This is a genomic window from Mycobacterium sp. E2462 (assembly GCF_001672685.1).
GTDB lineage: Bacteria > Actinomycetota > Actinomycetes > Mycobacteriales > Mycobacteriaceae > Mycobacterium.
Genome location: NZ_LZKC01000158.1, coordinates 1 through 16,722, shown reverse-complemented (window position 1 = coordinate 16,722; position 16,722 = coordinate 1). Strand labels below are relative to the sequence as shown.

Sequence of the window (16,722 nt, the reverse complement as noted above, 5' to 3'; positions counted from 1 at the left end):
CGCACCCCCACCGCCCGCGCCCGCGTGCGCCGGCCTGCAGGCGGCCATCGACGCGGCGACGGGCGGGCCCATCACCTTCGGCAACGACGGCGCCGGGCTGACCCCGGCCGACGACCGGGGTCTCACCCAGGTGGCGACCGAGCTGAGGGCCTGTCCGAGCGCCCACGTGAGCATCACCGGCTACACCGACAACTGGGGCAGCGACCGCGTCAACCTGCCGTTGAGCGGGCAGCGGGCGCAGGCCGTCGCGACTTTCCTTACTGCGCAAGGAGTTTCGGGCGGCCAGTTGACGGTGAAGGGGCTTGGCTCGGCCAACCCCGTCGCCGGCAACGACACCCCCGGCGGCCGCGCCAAGAATCGCCGCGTCGAGATCGTGGTCGGCTGACCGATGGCATTCCTCGTCCAATGGCTGTGGTGTCTGATGGCCTTCCTCGCCGGGTCAGCGGTGGCCTACCTGATCGGCGCCCGGTGGCGGCGGCGATGACCGTCGACTGGTGGCTCGTCGGCCTGTCTTTCGCGCTGGGGCTGGTGCTGACCTCGGCGCTGTTGTTCGGGGGGCGCGCGGCGCCCGACGACGAGCGGCCCACCACGAAGATCCCGGCCGCGGACGCCCCGACGGTGAAGTTGCCGGGCGGCCGGTCGCGGTGGCGACGGCGGCGCCGCGGCTAGCTGGGGCCGGGCAGGCGCAGGGCCAGCCGCACCCCGCCCAGCGGGCTGTCCTCCAACGACGCTGTCCCGCCGTGCAAGTGGGCCTGCTGCGCCACCAGCGCCAGGCCCAGGCCGGACCCCGAGTGCGACGCCGTCGACCCCCGGGAGAACCGCTCGAAGACGACGTCGCGCTCGCCCTCGGGCACGCCCGCGCCATTGTCGTCCACGGCGATCTCCACCCCGGCGCGCGAACTGACCGCCGACAGCTGCACCCGGGTCGCGCCGCCGTGCTTGACGGCGTTGGCGATGGCGTTGTCGACGGCCAGGCGCAGCCCCGCGGGCATGCCGACGATGATGCAGGTCGGCGACGGCGCCAGCGACACGTCGAGGTTGGGATAGATCCGCATCGCGTCGTGGGCGGCCCGGTCGAGCAGTTCGGTGATGTCGACGGGCACGTGGTCGTCCGACGTGGACAACTCGCCCTGGGCCAGGCGTTCGAGCGCGCTCAACGTGGCCTCGATGCGCGACTGGGTGCGGACGACGTCGCCGAGCACTTCCTTGCGCTGGTCGTCGGACATGTCCAGGGTGGAGAGCACCTCGAGGTTGGTGCGCATGGCGGTCAGCGGCGTCCGCAACTCGTGCGAGGACACCGCGGCGAAGTCGCGGGCCGAGGCGAGCGCCTCCCGCGTCCGGTCCTGCTCCTTCCAAATCCGTTGCAGCATGCCGCGCATGGCCTCGGCGATCTCCACGGCCTCGCTGGCGCCGCGGACCGCGACCTGCGGCCGCTCGTCGGCGTCGATCGAACGGGCCTGCTGCGCCAGCTGTTTGAACGGCCGGACCGCGAAAGCCGCGAGCAGCCAAGCGAATACGGCCGCCGCGCCGATCGACAGCGCGCAGATGAGGATGACGCGGCGATGCAGGTTGTTGGTCTGCGCGATGGTGTCGTCATACGTCGCGCCGACCTCCACCCACGTCGGCTGCGGCGTGCGGACCTGCAGGGTCCGCACCCGGTACCGCACCCCGTTGACGTAGGTGTCGGCGTAACCCTCACCCAGCGGAGGCAGCGTGACGTCCGAGTTCGACTTGACCTGCCCGTCGCGGCGCACGGTGATCACGGCGTTCTGATCGTTCGGGGACCGCGGAATTTCGCTCAACCCGCGCGGCAGGAAGGGGATGGCGAAGCCGGCGGCCTCGTCGAGGCGCCGGTCGAGGCGCTCCTTCCACGCGCTGGTGATGCCGAACCAGACGACCGCGCCCGCGATCACGACCACGATCGCGGTGCCGATGGCCGTGGCGACCGCCACCCGTGCGCGCAGCGAGGGCGTGCGGGTCGCGATCCGGGACAACACGGTCATGGCACTCCGGTTTACTGCATGCGCAGCACGAATCCCACTCCGCGCACGGTGTGCAGCAGCCGGGGTCCGCCGTTGGCCTCCAGCTTGCGGCGCAGGTAACCGATGAAGACGTCGACGACGTTGGTGTCGGCGGCGAAGTCGTAGCCCCACACCAGCTCGAGCAGCTGCGCGCGGGACAGCACGGCGGTCTTGTGCTCGGCCAGCACCGCCAGCAGGTCGAACTCCCGCTTGGTCAGGTCGACGTCGACGCCGTTGACGCGGGCCCGCCGGCCGGGGATGTCGACCTCCAGCGGCCCCACCGTGATGGTCTCCGATGACGACGTCGCGGTGGCCCCGCGGCGGCGCAGCAGCGCCTTGACCCGCGCCACCAGCTCCGCCAGCACGAAGGGTTTGACCAGGTAGTCGTCGGCGCCGGCCTCCAGGCCCGCGACCCGGTCGTCGACCGAGCTGCGGGCCGACAGCACGCAGACCGGCACGTCGTTGTCCATGGCGCGCAGCGCCGTGACCACGCTGACGCCGTCCAGGACGGGCATGTTGATGTCGAGCACGATCGCGTCGGGCCGCGTCTCGGTGGCGCTGCGCAGCGCCTCGGCGCCGTCGACCGCCGTCGACACCTCGAATCCGGACAGTCGCAGGCCGCGTTCCAGCGACGCGAGCACGTCGGAGTCGTCGTCGACGACCAAGACCCGCGGTGAGCCGCCTTGAGTGTCCATGCCGTCCATTTTGCAGGATCGCCGCCTGCGGCTGTGGGAGGCGCGAGCCTCGCGCCGCCCGGCGCGCCAGGTGTCAGGGCAGGCCGATGCGCCGGTAGCGCTGCAGCCGGGCCGCCAACCGCTCGGCGGCGGGCTGCTCACGCAGCGCCCGCACCTCCGCGGCGATCGCGCGGGACAGCCGCAGCGAGAACTCGGTCGGCTCGTCGGCGGCGTCGGGACGCTCGGCGACGACGGCGTCGACGATGCCCGACGCCAGCAAATCCGCCGATCGGATGCCTTGGGCCGCAGCGAGTTCCGCGGCGTGCGCAGTGTCTCGGAACACGATCGCGCTGGCGCCCTCGGGGGGCAGCGGGGCCAGCCAGCCGTGCAACGCGGCCAGCACCCGGTCCGCGGGCACCATCGCCAGCGCCGGCCCGCCGCTGCCCTGGCCGAGCAGCACCGACACGGTGGGCGTGTCCAGGGTCACCAGTTCGGCCACGCACTGGGCGATCTGGCCGGCGAGCCCACCCTGCTCCGCCTCGGCCGACAGCGCCGGCCCGGCGGTGTCGATCACCAGGACCAGCGGCAGGCGCAACTCGGCCGCCAGCGCCATCCCGCGGCGGGCCTCGCGCAGCGAGGCGGGCCCGATGACGCCGCCCGTCACGCGCTGCTGCCCCAGCACCACCGCAGGCTGCCCGGCGAACCGCGCCAGCGCGAGCAGCGTCGTCGCGGCCTCGCCGTGCCCGGTGCCCGACAGCAGCACCCGGTCGGTGGTGCCGTGGCGCAACACCAGCGCGACCCCCGGCCGGTCGGGCCGGCGCGACGCGATCACGGAGTCCCACGCGGGGACGTCGGGCGTCGGCTCGGCCGGCGGCGACGCCGGGAGTGGGCCGGGCGCGTCGGTGATCACCCGCAGCGCGCGGTCCAGCGTGCGGCGCAGCTCGTCCAGGGCGATCACCCCGTCGATCACCCCGTGCCGATGCAGGTTCTCGGCGGTCTGGACGCCCTCGGGGAACGGCTCGCCGTAGAGCAGCTGGTACACGCGCGGACCGAGGAAGCCGATCAGCGCGCCGGGCTCGGCGACGGTGACGTGGCCCAGCGAACCCCACGACGCGAACACACCGCCGGTGGTCGGGTTGCGCAGGTACACCAGGTAGGGCAGGTGCGCCTGCTTGTGCAGCCGGACGGCCGCGGCGATCTTGACCATCTGCAGGAACGCGACGGTGCCCTCCTGCATGCGGGTGCCGCCGGAGCTGGGGGAGGCCAGCAGCGGCAGCCGTTCGGCGGTGGCCCGCTGCACCGCGGCCGTGATCCGCTCGGCCGCCGCCACCCCGATCGACCCGCCGAGGAACCGGAACTCGCAGACCACCACGGCCACCCGGCGGCCGAAGACGCGCCCCTCGCCCGTGAGCACCGACTCGTCCAGGCCCGAGGCGGTTCGGGCGTCGGCCAGTTCTCGGGCGTACTCGTCGCTGATGGGTAGCGGCAGGGGTTCGCTGTCCCAGCGGATGAAGGAATTCTCGTCGAGCACCGCGTCGCGCAGTTGAGCGGCCGTGATACGACTCACGGGTCCAGGCTATATAGGGTGGCTGCCATGATCGGTGTGACCCAGGTCGGCGCGGTTTTGACCATCGAGTTGCAGCGCCCCGAGCGCCGCAACGCCCTGAACTCCCAGCTCGTCGAGGAGCTGCGGGAGGCTTTCCAGAAGGCGGACGACGGCTCGGTCCGGGCGATCGTGCTGACCGGGCAGGGCACCGCGTTCTGCGCCGGTGCGGATCTGAGCGGCGACGCCTTCGCCGCCGACTATCCCGACCGGCTCATCGAGTTGCACAAGCTGATGGACGCCACCCTGATCCCACTGATCGGCGCGGTCAACGGCCCCGCCATCGGGGCCGGGCTGCAGCTGGCGATGCGCTGCGACCTGCGCGTCGTGGCGCCGGACGCGTTCTTCCAATTCCCGACGTCGAAATACGGACTGGCGCTGGACAACTGGAGCATCCGGCGGTTGACCTCGTTGGTCGGCCACGGCCGGGCCAGCGCGATGCTGTTGACGGCGGAGAAGTTGACCGCCGAGGCGGCGTTGCAGACCGGGCTGGCCAACCGCATCGGGACGCTCGCCGACGCCCAGGAGTGGGCCACCGAGATCTCCGGCCTCGCGCCGCTGGCCATTCAGCACGCGAAGCGCGTGCTCAACGACGACGGGGCGATGGCCGAGCAATGGCCCGAGCACAAGGAACTCTTCGACAAGGCGTGGGGCAGCCAGGACGTCATCGAGGCCCAGGTCGCCCGCATCGAGAAGCGACCGCCGAACTTCCGGGGGGCCTGACGGTCATGGTGCGGGGGGCGCTGCGGGTGGCCGCCGGAACGGCGTCGTTAGCGGCCGGCGGCTGGGTGGTGCGGGCGCTGCACGGCACACCGGCCGCGCTCGGGGCGCATCCCGCCGCCATCAGGGAGACGGCGAAGCGGTCGCCGAACTTCCGAGACGGCGTGTTCGTCAACCTCGAACCCGCCTCGGGCGCCGCGCTGGACCGCGAACAGCTGCGCCTGATCGCCTGGGAGTTCGTGGGCAACCGCGGTGGCAGCCGCCCGGGCGCACGAATTCCGTTGGCGGCGCCCGGCTTTTTCGACGGCGACGCGGGCCGGCTCGCCGTCAGCTGGTTGGGCCACTCGACGGCGCTGGTGGAGATCGACGGCTACCGGGTGCTGACCGACCCCGTGTGGAGCAACCGCTGCTCGCCGTCGGACGTCGTGGGCCCGCACCGGCTGCATCCGCCGCCGATCCAGCTCGAGGGCCTGCCCGCGGTGGACGCGGTGGTCATCAGCCACGACCATTACGACCACCTCGACATCGACACGGTCCTGGCGTTGGCGCACACCCAGCGCGCCCCCTTCTTCGTGCCGCTGGGTGTCGGCGCGCACCTGCGGGCGTGGGGGATCCCCGAGCACCGCGTCGTCGAGCTCGACTGGCAAGAGAGCGCCCAGGTCGACGACCTCACCGTGGTGTGCGTGCCCGCGCGGCACTTCTCGGGGCGCTTTCTGGACCGCGACGCGACGCTGTGGGCGTCGTGGGCATTCGTGGGGCCCAACCATCGCGCGTACTTCGGCGGCGACACCGGCTACACCGGCAGCTTCGCGCAGGTCGGCGCCGACCACGGTCCGTTCGACCTCACCTTGCTGCCGATCGGCGCCTACAACGCCGCGTGGCCGGACATCCACATGAACCCCGAAGAGGCGGTCCGGGCCCACCTGGACCTCACCGGCACCGGCGGGCTGCTGGTGCCGGTGCACTGGGGCACCTTCCGGCTGGCGCCGCACCCGTGGGCCGAGCCGGTCGAGCGGCTGCTGGCCGCCGCGCAGCCGGCGGGCGTCGAGGTGGCGGTGCCGCTGCCGGGTCAGCGCCTCGACCCCGCCGCGCCGCAACCGCCCGACCCCTGGTGGCGTCTCTAGCTTCGCCCAGCGCGCGGCGTGCACGCGTTAGGGTTCGCCCATGATCACGCGCGCGGTTGCGGCCGCCATCATCGCGACGCTGCTCGCCGTGACCGGCTGCGCGTCCGGCCGGCCGGCGTCGAGTCCGCCGGCCACCTCGTCGGCCACGCCGCCCAACGAGGTCTCCGGCGTCGCCATCCCCGCCGGGCGCATCGACGAAGCCGTCGCCAAGGTCGACGGCCTGGTCGGTGACCTGATGAAAACCAGTGGCATCCCGGGCATGGCCGTCGCGATCGTGCACGGCGGTAAAACCGTGTACGCCAAGGGTTTCGGCTACAAGGACGTGAGCAAAGGGCAGGGCCCGGACAACAAGGTGGACGCCGACACCGTCTTCCAGCTGGCCTCGGTGTCCAAGTCGGTGGGCGCCACGGTGGTGGCCCACGAGGTCAGCGACAACGTCGTCGCCTGGGACACGCCCGTGGTGTCCAAGCTGCCGTGGTTCGCGCTGGGCGATCCCTATGTCACCGCCCACCTGACGGTCGCCGACCTGTACTCGCACCGGTCCGGGCTGCCCGATCACGCCGGCGACAAGCTCGAGGAGCTCGGCTACGACCGTCGCCAGACGCTGGAGCGGCTCAAGGACCTGCCGCTGTCGCCCTTCCGAATCAGCTACGCCTACACCAACTTCGGGGTCACCGGCGCCGCCGAGGCGGTGGCGGCCGCCGCCGGTAAACCGTGGGAAGACCTCTCGGACGAGGTGCTCTACCGACCGCTGGGAATGACGTCGACGAGTTCGCGGTTCGCCGACTTCGCCGCCCGGCCCAACCACGCGGTCAACCACATCAAGCTCGCCGACAAGTGGGAGCCGCGCTTTCAGCGCGATCCCGACGCCCAATCACCGGCGGGCGGTGTCAGCTCGTCCGTCAACGACATGGCCCGCTGGCTGACGATGTTGCTGGGCAACGGGACCTACGACGGCCGGCGGATAGCCTCGCCCGAGGCGTTGCTGCCGGCCACCACGGCCCAGATCGTCTCGGCGCCCGCGGCGACACCGAACGCCCGCTCGGGGTTCTACGGCTACGGGTTCAACGCGTCGGTCAGCTCGTCGGGCCGCACCCAGTACAGCCACTCCGGCGCCTTCGCGTTGGGGGAGGCGACCAACTTCGTCGTGATGCCTTCGGAAGACCTCGCCATCGTCGCACTGACCAACGCCGCCCCCATCGGCGTCCCCGAGACGCTGACCGCGGAATTCCTCGATCTGGTGCAATACGGGCAGATTCAGGAGGACTGGGCCGCGCTCTACCAGAAGGCGATCGGCTGGATGAACAAGCCGGAGGGGTCGCTGGTGGGCAAACGGCCCCCGGCGAACGCCGCGCCGGCCAAGCCGCTGGGCGGTTACGCCGGCGTCTACACCAGCGACTACTGGGGACCCGCCGTGGTGACCGAACACGACGGCGCCCTGCAGCTGGCCCTGGGGCCGAAGAACCGCACGTTCACCTTGACCCATTGGGACGGCGACACCTTCACCTTCCCGATCGCCGACGAAAACGGGCCGCCCGGAACGATTTCCAAGGCCGTCTTCGCCGGTCCCACCCTCAACCTGGAGTATTTCGACTCCGACAAGTTGGGGACCTTCACCCGATGACGCCGGGCCTGACCGACGACGAGGTCGCGCGGCGAGTCGCCGACGGCCAGGCCAACGTCGCTCAGCGGCGCGCCACCCGCGGCGTCGCCGACATCGTCCGGGCCAACGTGTTCACCCGCATCAACGCGCTGCTGGGCGTGCTGCTGCTCATCGTGCTGTCGACGGGGTCCGTGATCAACGGACTCTTCGGGCTGCTCATCGTCGCCAACAGCGTGGTCGGCATGGTCCAGGAGATCCGGGCCAAACAGACGCTGGACAAGCTGGCGATCGTCGGGCAGGCAAAACCGTTGGTGCGCCGGCAGTCCGGCACGCGCACGGTGCCACCCACCGACGTGGTGCTCGACGACGTCATCGAGCTGGGGCCCGGCGACCAGGTGGTCGTCGACGGGGAGATCGTCGAGGCGGCGGCGCTGGAGGTCGACGAATCGTTGCTGACCGGCGAAGCGGACTCGATCGGCAAGGCCGTCGGCGACGCGGTGCTGTCCGGCAGCTTCGTCGTCGCGGGCGCCGGCGCCTACCGCGCCACCAGAGTCGGCGCGCAGGCCTACGCGACCAAGCTCGTCGACGAAGCCAGCAGGTTCACGCTGGTGAAATCGGAACTGCGCGAAGGGGTTAACCGCATCCTGCAGTTCATCACCTACCTCTTGGTGCCGGCGGGGTTGCTCACGATCTACACGCAGGTGTTCACCACCCACGCGCACTGGCGGCAGGCGGTGCTGCGGACCGTGGGGGCGCTGGTGCCCATGGTGCCCGAAGGCCTGGTGCTGCTGACCTCGGTCGCCTTCGCGATCGGCGTGGTCCGGCTCGGCCAGCGCCGCTGCCTGGTCCAGGAGCTGCCCGCCATCGAAGGGCTCGCGCGCGTCGACGTGGTGTGCACCGACAAGACCGGGACGCTGACCGAGAGCGGCATGCGGGTCGCGCGGGTCGAGGAGCTCGACCCCGGGACACACCGGGTCGCGGACGCGCTGGCCGCGCTCGCCGCCGCCGACCCGCGGCCCAACGCCAGCATCCGCGCGATCGCCGACACCTTCTCCGCGCCCCCGGGCTGGATCCCCACGGCCACAGCGCCGTTCAAGTCCGCCACCAAGTGGAGCGGGGTGTCGTTCGGAGAGCACGGCAACTGGCTCCTCGGGGCACCGGACGTGCTGCTGCGGCCGGGCTCGGCCGCGGCCGGGCGAGCCGAGCGGCTCGGCGCGGCGGGCCTGCGGGTGCTTCTGCTGGGCGTCACCGAGGTCCCCGTCGACCAGCCGGACGCGCCGCGGCGGCTCACCCCGCTCGCGTTGGTCGTGCTCGACCAGAAAGTGCGGCCCGACGCGCGCGCCACGCTGGAGTACTTCGCCGAGCAGGGCGTCGCGGTCAAGGTCCTGTCGGGCGACAACGCCGTCTCGGTCGGGGCCGTCGCCGAGGCGCTCGGGTTGCACGGCCAGGCGATGGACGCCCGAGAACTGCCCGGCGACCCCGCGGCGCTGGCGGACACGCTGGACGCCTACTCGACGTTCGGGCGCGTGCGGCCGGATCAGAAGCGCGCCATCGTGCGTGCACTGCAAGCGCACCGCCACACCGTGGCCATGACCGGCGACGGGGTCAACGACGTGTTGGCCCTCAAGGATGCCGACATCGGTGTCGCGATGGGGGCCGGCAGCCCCGCCGCCCGTGCCGTCGCACAGATCGTGTTGCTGGACAACAGGTTCGCCACGTTGCCCCACGTCGTGGGCGAGGGCCGGCGGGTGATCGGCAACATCGAGCGGGTCGCCAACCTGTTCCTCACCAAGACGGTGTATTCGGTCCTGCTGGCGTTGCTCGTCGGGCTGCAATGCCTGTCGTCGAAGGCGTTGCACGCCGACCCGTTGCTGTACCCGTTCCAACCGATCCACGCCACCATCGCGGCGTGGTTCACCATCGGCATCCCCTCGTTCATCCTGTCGTTGGCGCCCAACAACGAGCGCGCCCATCCGGGGTTTGTGCGGCGGGTGCTGTCCTCCGCGGTGCCGGCGGGCCTCATCGTCGGGGCGGCGACCTTCGCCTCGTACCTGGTGGCCTATCGCGGCCGCCACGCCTCGTTCGCCGAGCAGGACCAGGCCTCGACCGCGGCGCTGATCACACTGTTGGTCACCGCGCTGTGGGTACTCGCGGTGGTGGCGCGCCCGTACCAGTGGTGGCGGGTGGCGTTGATCGCCGCGTCCGGCCTGGCTTACGTGGTGATCTTCAGCATCCCGCTGGCCCGCAAAGAGTTCCTGCTCGACCCGTCCAACGTCGTGGTGACGTCGACCGCGCTGGGCATCGGCGTGTTGGGCGCCGCCGCCATCGAGGCGTCCTGGTGGATCCGGGCCAGGGTGCTCGGCGTCCCGCCACGGCTGTGGCGCTGAGGGGCCCGAACACCGGACGGTAGGTTCGCACCGGGAAAGTACGATGCCGGGGAAAGGGAGGGCGCATGGGTTTCCTGGACAAGGCGAAGGACCTGTTGTCACAGAACGCCGACAAGGTCGAGGCGGCGATCGACAAGGCCGGCGAGTTCGTCGACGGCAAGACGCAGGGCAAGTACACCGACACCATCCACCAGGTGCAGGAGCAGGCCAAGAAGGCGGCCGGCGCCACCGACACCGGCGACCAGCACGACTGATCATGGCGAAACTCTCCGGCTCCATCGACGTCCCGCTGCCCCCCGAGGTCGCGTGGGAGTGCGCGTCCGACCTGTCGCGGTTCAAGGACTGGCTGACCATCCACCGGGTGTGGCGCAGCACCCTGCCCGACACCATCGACAAGGGCACGGTCGTCGAGTCGATCGTCGAGGTCAAGGGCATGTACAACCGCATCAAATGGACGGTGGTGAGGTACAAGCCGCCGGAGGGCATGACGCTCAACGGCGACGGCGTCGGCGGCGTCAAGGTCAAGTTGCTGGCCAAGATCGCGCCCAAGGACGACGGTTCGGTCGTCAGCTTCGACGTGCATCTGGGGGGCCCGGCATTGTTCGGCCCGATCGGCATGATCGTCGCCGCGGCGCTGCGCGGCGACATCGACCAATCGCTGCAGAATTTCGTCGACGTCTTTGCCAAGCCCGACCCGCGCCGCAACGGTGACGGCGGCCTGCATCGCTGACGCCGGGCCGGTTTCACCTCCCGCGGGGGTGGCCCGGCTTCGGATAACCTCGCTAGCATGACTCGCCGGCTGCGTCCTGGTTGGCTGGTGGCGCTCTTCGCCCTGGTGACCTCGGCCAGCGCGTGGCTGCCGTGGCTGACCGTTAGGGGCGGGGGCTGGGCCAACGCCATCGGCGGCGCGCACGGGAACCTGGTATTGCCGCCCGGGTTCGGCGCGGGTCAGCTGATCGTGCTGCTGTCCTCGGCGCTGCTGGTCGCCGGCGCGATGGTCGGCAGGGGCCTGTCGGTCAGGCTCGCTTCGGTTGCCGCGCTGGCGCTTTCGCTACTCATCGTCGCGCTGACGGTCTGGTACTACCAGATCAACGTCAACCCGCCGGTGTCGGCTCAGTACGGCCTGTACGTCGGCGGGGCCGCCGCCGGCGCTGCGACGCTCTGCTCGCTGGCGGCCGTCGTCGCGACCCTGGCCGCGGGCCGCCGCCGTCGCTGAGGCCGTCAGTTCGCCGGGAACTCGTGCGTGCCCGACGACTCGCTGCCCGCAGGCTCGTTGACGCCGAACACGAAGGGCGCGAACACAACCTCGCGGCCATCGGGGTCCCGGAAGGTGATCGCGCCCATCGCTTCCCAGTACGGATGCTGGGGCACGGGCGCTACGCCCGCGGCCCGCAGTCGCCCGATCGCCGCCTGCTGCGCCTCGGCGTCCGGGAAGTACAGGCACAGCTGCTCGTGCGGGTCCACCGCGACGGCCTCGGTCGCCTCGACGATCTCCAGGGTCAGGTTCCAGCTGGGCAGCCCGAAGATCGCACCGTTGCTGCCGTAGCTCTCCCCGAACGTCTCGAACAGCGGCAACCCCACCAGTTCGCGGTAGAACCGCACCGTCTCAACGTAGTTCGCCGATCGGCGCGCGAAGCGTAGCGCTCCGATGGACGCCAACTGCGCCGGCCAGTGCGTCGTGCGGTGCCGGCGCTGGTCGTCGGCGTTCATGCCAGCCCGACCGCGCCCGCGGCCGTGTCCGCGGTGTGCCAGCGCCGCAGCTGGTCACCGGGCGCCCACGTCGCGTGCGTGCCGCTGGACACCCGCTCCGGTAGTTCCAGCTTGCACACCGGGCCGGCCGCGACGTCCGCGGCGTCGAAGATCAGGCAGTGCGAGGCATCCTCGGCCATGTCGGTGGTCAACGTCACCAGATAGCCGTCGTCCTCGGCGGTGGCGCCCACCCGCGGCGCCATCGCGGTCTCGCTGCCGTACACGCCGTCACCGAACGAGTACCGCTGTTCGGAGCCGGTGAGCAGGTCGTGCTTGACCAGCCCGTCGAACAGGAACCAGCCGGGCTTGCCGGTGGCGGCATAGGCGTACCGGTAGCCGCTCGCGGCTTGGCCGGGGTTGATGGTTCCGAACTCGGTGATCGACTCCGACAGGCGTTGTTCGCGTACCGCGCCGGTGCTCAGGTCGAGCCGCCACCGATGCAGCCGGGACTGCAAACGGTCCAGGGCGAGGAAGCGAAACAGCTTGTCCCACTTGGTTCCCCCGGTGTCGAGGGGCGACGGGTCGCTCTCGAAGAACCCGTCGAGCACGATGTCATCGCCCTCCTCGTAGGCGTTGACGAAGTGCAGGACGAAGGTGGGGTCTGCCTCGAACCAGCGGATGTCCGCCGTGCCGCCGCGGCGGGGGAGCACCGCGAAGCGCGACGGCAGCTCGGGGTAGAAGCGGGGGAGGTGCACGTCGTGTTCGAGCAGGGCGGGATCCCAGAACAGCGGGAAATCGTTGAGGATTACGTAGTTTTCGGTGAAGGCCATGTCGTGTGGCAGGCGCGGTCCGGGCAGCGGCACGTCCACGTAGTGCACCAGCTCGTTGCGTTCGTCCACGACGCCGTAATGCATATAGGGGTCCTGCTTGCTGTAGTTGAAGAACAGCAGCTCACCGGATTTCGGGTCGACCTTGGGGTGTGCGGACACCCCCCACTCGAACGGGAAGCCCCCGTTCCAGGTTTCCTTGCCCTGCGTCTCGGCGGTGTACGGGTCGACCCGGTACAGATCGCCGCATTGATAGAAACTGGTCAGCGCGGCACCGCGGTGCACGATGACGTCGGTGCTCGACGCGTCCTTCATCCGGCGCCGCGCCCCCCAACCGCCCTCGCGCCTGGCCAGTTGCACCGGCTCGGCGAGGCCGGGCCATAACGCGCCGCCCGCTTCGTTTTCCGCGAGGAAACCGTCGGTGCGTACAAAGCGGTTGCGGTAGAACGCTTTTCCGTCACGGAACCCGACCACGTGCAGCATGGCGTCGCCGTCGAAGGGGTGGTAGGTCTTCAGCGCCGGGTGCAGCGGGTTCTCGGTGTTGCGCAGATAGATGCCGTCGAGGTCACGGGGAATCTCCCCGGCAACGGCCCGCAGGTCGTCGGCGTCCCACTCGGTGGTCTGGGGCCGCCACGGCCCGGTGCGGTAGGGGTGGTCGTCGTCCTCGGGCAGCGTGGACAAAAACTTGCCGACGATCTCAACGTCCATGTCACGTACCTCGTGCTGTGCTGACGACGAAACTGACGGTGGTGGCGGTGCTCCCACCGAAATTGAGGGTCCCGAAGGTTTGGGCGCCCTCGACCTGGTACTCGCCGGCGCCGCCGCTGACCTGCTTGGCGGCGTCCAGCAGCATGCGCACGCCGGACGCCCCGACCGGATGGCCCCCGCCGATCAGCCCACCGCTGGGGTTGACGGGCAGCCGCCCCCCGATCTCGATGTCCCCGTTCTCGATCGCTTTCCATGACTCGCCGGGGCCGGTCAGCCCGAGGTGATCGATGGCCAGGTACTCGCTGGGGGTGAAGCAGTCGTGCACCTCGAAACCGTCCAGCTGGTCCAGGCTGCGCTGCGCGCGGCGCAGCGCGTCGTGCGCGGCCGCCCGCACGTGTGGCAGCACGTAGGGGTCGTCCGCCGCCCGCCGCAGCTTCTGGCCCAGACCCAGCGCGACCGTGCGATGCCCCCAACCGTCGATGCGGCCGATCGGGCGGGCCCGCGGGTGCGCCCGCAGGTAGGCGTCGGTCACCAGCACCACTCCCGCGCCGCCGTCGGTCATCTGGCTGCAGTCGAACCGTCGCAGCCGCCCTTCGGTGGCCGGGTTGGTGGCGTCGTCGGCGGTGATGGGGTCGGGGACCGTCCACGCGCGCGTCTGCGCGTTGGGGTTGCGCCGGGCGTTGGCAAAGTTGATCTGCGCGATGGCCCGCAGGTGCGCGTCGTCAAGGCCGTAGCGGCGGTCGTACTCGTCGGCCACTTGCGCAAACATCGACGGCCACAGGTACCGGGCGTCGGCGCCCTCGTGGCCGGTCCACGCGGCGGCGCCCAGATGGCGGGCCGCGGTGTCTCCGGGCACCGTCTTCTCGAGCTCGACGCCTACGACCAACGCGACGTCGTAGGACCCGGACCGCAGGTCGGCGATCGCTGCCAGGGCCGCGACGCTGCCCGACGCGCACGCCGCCTCGTGGCGGGTGGCCGGCGTGTCCCAGAGGCCGTCACACACGGTGGCGGGCATGGCTCCGAGGTGACCCTGCGCGGCGAACATCTCGCCGAAGGCGTTGGCGACGTGGACGACCTCGATGGCGGCGGCGTCGAGGTGCGCCGCAGCGAGCGTGCGATCGACGACCTCCGCGGTCAGCGCCGCGAAATCGCGCCCCTCCCGGTGGAAGTTGCGGGCGAAATCGGTCTGGTACCCGCCGAGAATCCACACGCCCGCCGACGCAGCCATACGCCGACGGTACTCCTGGTCGCGCCCGCCGATGCGCGCAATCCGGAGCGGGGGCGCCCGGCTGACGCCGACCGAAAAGTCCCCAAAATTAGGGCGGCCCCGTCGGCTCTCGGGCTGAACCGACGGGACCTAGACGGGCGCGAAGGCCGGCCGACGCGCTCGCCTCTGTTGGATCATTACCACCGGAGGGGGGTCACAAACATGCCGTCGCAAGGTCGTGACGCGCTCGGCGCCTAAGCGGTGCCTTCCACGAGCTCCGACGGGCCGGGCCCACCGTCCCGCGCTGCGGCGTCGTCCCGGTGGTGGACATCGGCGAGGTCGACGGCCGCCAGGTCGGTGCCTTTGGTCTCGGTCGCGGTGAGGGCCGCGACCGCGCTGACCGCCGCGGTGCCGGCCAGGTACCAGGCGATGGGCACCGCGGATCTGTAGGTCGCCAGTAACCGCACCGCGATGATGGGTGCCAGGGAACCGGCCACGATCGAGGTGACCTGGTAGCCCAGCGACACCCCGGAATACCGCATCCGGGTGGGGAACATCTCGGCCATGGCGGCCGGCTGCACCGCGTACATGAGCCCGTGGAACACCAAGCCGATGACGATCGCCGACATGATGATCGCGTTGTCCCGGCTGTTCATCATCGGGAACGCGAAGAAGCCCCAACTGCCGGCCGCGATCGCGCCCACGAGGTAGACCGGACGCCTGCCGACCCGGTCGCTGAGATGACCGGCCAGAGGGATCACCGCGAAATGCACGGCGTGCGCGGCAAGCAGCCACCAAAGGATGACCGTCGTGTTGGCGTGCACCTGGACCTTGAGGTAGGTGATGGAGAAGGTGACGACCAGGTAGTACATGGTGTTCTCGCCCAGCCGCAGGCCCATGGCGGTGAGAACGCCGCGCGGGTAACGCCGTAGCACCTCGACGAGGCCGTAGCGGGCCGTCTGGGACGCCTGCTCCCGCGCCGCGAGGAAGATGGGCGCGTCGGTTACCTTGGTGCGGATGTAGTAGCCGATGAGCACGACGACCGCCGATAACCAGAAGGCGACGCGCCAGCCCCAGCTCAGGAAGCTGGCGTCCGGCAGGGCCGAAGTGAGCACCAGCAGCACCGCCGTGGCCAGCATGTTTCCGCCGGGCACGCCGGCCTGCGGCCAACTGGCCCAAAACCCGCGACTGCGGTTCGGGCTGTGCTCGGCGACCAGCAGGATGGCCCCGCCCCACTCGCCGCCGACGGCGAAGCCCTGCACGAACCGCAGCACTACCAACAGCGTCGGCGCCCAATACCCGATCTGGCCGAACGTCGGCAGGCAGCCCATCAGGAAGGTGGTGGTGCCCACCAGCAGCAGGCTCAGTTGCAGCAGTTTCTTGCGGCCGTAGCGGTCGCCGAGCTGGCCGAAGACGATCCCGCCGAGTGGGCGGGCCGCGAAGCCGACGGCGTAGGTGACGAACGCCGCCAGGATGGCGTCGAGCTCGTTGCCGCCCGGAGGGAAGAACACCTTCCCGAAGACCAGCGTGGCGGCGGTGCCGTAGAGGAAGAACTCGTACCATTCGACGACCGTGCCGGCCATCGAGGCGGCGACGACCCGGCGAAGATACGCGCGGCCGCGGAATCCCTTGTCATCCAGATGGTTGCGCGCAGTCATCGAACGCCCTCCTTGGCGGGATCTCGGTGCGCTGCCGGAAGGGACAGTACTCGTACGGGCCGCTTCCCGCAGCGCGGCCCGCGGAGCCGGACGCAACCGCCGCCGACCCGCGTTCGCCCGCGGGCCCCGGTGCTCGTCGACGGGCAATCGCGCAGGTGGCCACGGTGCGCGCCCGGTCGGTGAGCACCGGGAAGGGTGGGCGCGAGCACGTCTCAGCAAACCGCGTAGACGCCCGGCGCGGGGTGCCCGCTGCCGCGTTGCGACACCATCACGGATGGATACCTTTTGATTCACCACCGGTCACATAAGCCTCTTAAATCACTATCGTCACATGAGCGAACTGCAGACCCCCACGGGGTGTCCTGTCACTCGAAAGGTGTTTCATGTCGGCGATTCTTCGAAGCGTGTCGCTCACGATGGCGTCGGCGGCCGCTGTCGGATTCGTCCTCGTCGTGGGGCCCGCGCCGACCGCCAACGCCACCCCCTGCGGCGCCCCGGAGG

General features: G+C 70.8%; 16 protein-coding genes. 9 read left to right on the top strand and 7 right to left on the bottom strand.

Annotated elements, in window-relative coordinates; all coding sequences use genetic code 11:
* On the top strand, positions 1-385 hold a 385-nt coding region (locus A5714_RS07320; protein WP_156747209.1), incomplete at its 5' end, for an OmpA family protein.
* Positions 386-480: 95 nt separating this feature from the next.
* Complete coding sequence (locus tag A5714_RS07315) at positions 481-669, top strand: hypothetical protein (RefSeq protein WP_156747208.1); 189 nt, start codon at positions 481-483, stop codon at positions 667-669.
* Here the strand turns inward: A5714_RS07315 and A5714_RS07310 are convergent.
* The 3 genes from A5714_RS07310 to A5714_RS07300 all read right to left on the bottom strand — a co-directional run bounded on the left by A5714_RS07310 (position 666) and on the right by A5714_RS07300 (position 4,262).
* Positions 666-2,003: a sensor histidine kinase KdpD gene (locus A5714_RS07310; RefSeq protein WP_068284236.1), complete on the bottom strand. Its 1,338-nt coding sequence runs from the start codon at positions 2,001-2,003 to the stop codon at positions 666-668. The two genes, A5714_RS07315 and A5714_RS07310, sit on opposite strands and share 4 nt — an antisense overlap.
* Positions 2,004-2,014: 11 nt before the next feature.
* A complete protein-coding gene (prrA, locus tag A5714_RS07305; RefSeq protein WP_156747207.1) occupies positions 2,015-2,725 on the bottom strand; it encodes a two-component system response regulator PrrA in 711 nt (236 codons plus the stop codon).
* A gap of 64 nt (positions 2,726-2,789) precedes the next feature.
* Positions 2,790-4,262 carry a carboxyl transferase domain-containing protein gene (locus A5714_RS07300; RefSeq protein ID WP_068284233.1) on the bottom strand — a complete coding sequence of 491 codons (1,473 nt, stop codon included), beginning with the start codon at positions 4,260-4,262 and terminating at the stop codon, positions 2,790-2,792.
* 27 nt (positions 4,263-4,289) lie between these two features.
* Here A5714_RS07300 and A5714_RS07295 point away from each other — a divergent pair, with 27 nt between their 5' ends.
* The 7 genes from A5714_RS07295 (at position 4,290) to A5714_RS07265 (ending at position 11,348) form a co-directional block, all read left to right on the top strand.
* The gene (locus A5714_RS07295; RefSeq protein ID WP_068070157.1) at positions 4,290-5,021 is read left to right on the top strand and encodes an enoyl-CoA hydratase; all 732 of its coding nucleotides are present in this window, start codon (positions 4,290-4,292) and stop codon (positions 5,019-5,021) included.
* Positions 5,022-5,026: 5 nt separating this feature from the next.
* The gene (locus A5714_RS07290; protein ID WP_156747206.1) at positions 5,027-6,142 is read left to right on the top strand and encodes an MBL fold metallo-hydrolase; all 1,116 of its coding nucleotides are present in this window, start codon (positions 5,027-5,029) and stop codon (positions 6,140-6,142) included.
* A gap of 40 nt (positions 6,143-6,182) precedes the next feature.
* Complete coding sequence (locus A5714_RS07285; RefSeq protein WP_068284230.1) at positions 6,183-7,766, top strand: serine hydrolase; 1,584 nt, start codon at positions 6,183-6,185, stop codon at positions 7,764-7,766.
* A complete protein-coding gene (locus tag A5714_RS07280; RefSeq protein ID WP_068284227.1) occupies positions 7,763-10,132 on the top strand; it encodes an HAD-IC family P-type ATPase in 2,370 nt (789 codons plus the stop codon). Before A5714_RS07285 ends, A5714_RS07280 begins: the two co-directional genes overlap by 4 nt.
* A 65-nt stretch (positions 10,133-10,197) precedes the next feature.
* Positions 10,198-10,386, top strand: coding sequence for an antitoxin (locus A5714_RS07275; protein ID WP_068070160.1), 189 nt, complete (start codon positions 10,198-10,200; stop codon positions 10,384-10,386).
* A gap of 2 nt (positions 10,387-10,388) precedes the next feature.
* The gene (locus A5714_RS07270; RefSeq protein WP_068070161.1) at positions 10,389-10,862 is read left to right on the top strand and encodes an SRPBCC family protein; all 474 of its coding nucleotides are present in this window, start codon (positions 10,389-10,391) and stop codon (positions 10,860-10,862) included.
* Positions 10,863-10,919: 57 nt separating this feature from the next.
* Positions 10,920-11,348 (top strand): hypothetical protein, encoded by a 429-nt coding sequence (locus tag A5714_RS07265; protein WP_068284224.1) that lies wholly within the window; start codon positions 10,920-10,922, stop codon positions 11,346-11,348.
* Between the two features lie 5 nt (positions 11,349-11,353).
* Here the strand turns inward: A5714_RS07265 and A5714_RS07260 are convergent, their stop codons facing one another.
* From A5714_RS07260 to A5714_RS07245, 4 genes are all read right to left on the bottom strand, one after another.
* The gene (locus A5714_RS07260) at positions 11,354-11,842 is read right to left on the bottom strand and encodes a VOC family protein (protein WP_068070163.1); all 489 of its coding nucleotides are present in this window, start codon (positions 11,840-11,842) and stop codon (positions 11,354-11,356) included.
* Positions 11,839-13,356 (bottom strand): carotenoid oxygenase family protein, encoded by a 1,518-nt coding sequence (locus A5714_RS07255; RefSeq protein WP_068284221.1) that lies wholly within the window; start codon positions 13,354-13,356, stop codon positions 11,839-11,841. The genes A5714_RS07260 and A5714_RS07255 overlap by 4 nt, the downstream gene beginning before the upstream one ends.
* Position 13,357: 1 nt before the next feature.
* The gene (locus A5714_RS07250; protein ID WP_068284218.1) at positions 13,358-14,584 is read right to left on the bottom strand and encodes an acetyl-CoA acetyltransferase; all 1,227 of its coding nucleotides are present in this window, start codon (positions 14,582-14,584) and stop codon (positions 13,358-13,360) included.
* 233 nt (positions 14,585-14,817) lie between these two features.
* Complete coding sequence (locus A5714_RS07245; RefSeq protein ID WP_068284216.1) at positions 14,818-16,221, bottom strand: MFS transporter; 1,404 nt, start codon at positions 16,219-16,221, stop codon at positions 14,818-14,820.
* Positions 16,222-16,722: the final 501 nt, after the last annotated feature.